The organism is Lactobacillus nasalidis, assembly GCF_016587775.1.
In the GTDB taxonomy this organism is placed as follows: Bacteria; Bacillota; Bacilli; order Lactobacillales; family Lactobacillaceae; genus Lactobacillus; species Lactobacillus nasalidis.
Window position 1 is genome coordinate 1 of record NZ_BOCG01000347.1, and the last position, 1,243, is coordinate 1,243.

2 protein-coding genes are annotated in these 1,243 nt (G+C 60.5%); both read left to right on the plus strand.

The window, feature by feature from the left end; genetic code table 11:
* Positions 1-1,012 (plus strand): Fe-S cluster assembly protein SufD (sufD, locus tag lacNas_RS06675; RefSeq protein WP_201336051.1); only part of this gene is annotated, 1,012 nt, incomplete at its 5' end.
* The coding region (locus lacNas_RS06680) for an aminotransferase class V-fold PLP-dependent enzyme (RefSeq protein WP_201346713.1) at positions 993-1,243 on the plus strand (251 nt) is incomplete at its 3' end. The genes sufD and lacNas_RS06680, both read left to right, overlap by 20 nt.

The window sequence follows — 1,243 nt, forward strand, 5'->3', positions numbered from 1 at the left end:
GGCGGCTCCGGAATTTGCGGCCAAGGGAGCCGTAGCCTGCGACTGGGCCACGGCCCTGGCTGAACATGGCGACTTGGTTGAAAAGTACTTTGGCCGCGCCGCCAGCTTCCGGGAAAACCGCCTGCTGGCCGAGAACGTGGCCCAGATGAAGCAGGGTCTGTTCGTTTATGTGCCCAAGGGCGTCAAGCTGGCAGAGCCGCTGACCGTGACTTATCAGCAGGATGCCGGGAAAAAGCAGGACTTTGCCCTGCACGTTTTGCTGCTGGCAGACCAGGACGCCGAATTTTCTTATTTTGAAAAGGTCGTCAGCCGCGGCGGGGAAAAAGCCACGGCCAACCTGGTCGTGGAAATCTGCGCCTTGGCCGGCAGCCGGATCAAGTATGCCGGCATTGACCGCCTGGGGCAAAACATCACCGCCTACCTGAAACGGGTGGCCTGGGTCGGCCGGGACGCCAAGGTGGATTGGGCCATGGGGATGCTCAGCGACGGGCAGATTCTGGGCGACTATGACTCCAACCTTTACGGGCAGGGGGCAAAGGCGGAAATGAACGTGATCGCCATCACCATTGGCGACCAGGTCCAGGGCCTGAACACGGTCGTCAACAACTACGGCAAAAAGTCAGACGGCCACATCCTCCAGCACGGGGTGATCCTGCAGAAGTCCTGCCTGGTCTTCAACGGGATCGGCCACGTCATGAAGGGGGCCAAGGGGGCCAACGCCCAGCAGGAAAACCGGGTCTTGATGCTGTCGCGGTCGGCCAGAGGGGATGCCAACCCGATCTTGCTGATCGACGACAACGACGTTTTTGCCGGCCACGCGGCCAGCGTCGGGAGAGTCGACGAGCAGCAGCTCTACTACTTGATGAGCCGCGGCCTCTCCAAGCCGCTGGCTGAACGCCTGGTGATCCGCGGCTTTTTGGGGCCGGTGCTGACCAAGATTCCCGAGGCCAGCCGCCAGCCGCTGTTTGAAATGGTGGAAAGAAAGCTGATCGATGGACAAGAAATGGAATAAGATCCGGCAGGATTTTCCGCTTCTGGCGGAAAAAATGAACGGCGAGCCTCTGGCTTACCTGGACAACGCGGCCACCAGCCAGAAGCCCCGGGCCGTCATTGCCGCGATCAAGGATTTTTACGAAAAAGAGAACGCCAATATCTACCGGGGCACCTACGCCTTGTCGCAGGCGGCCACGGCAGCCTACGAGTCTGCCAGGAAAAAGCTGGCGGCCTTCATTGGCGCTGAAGC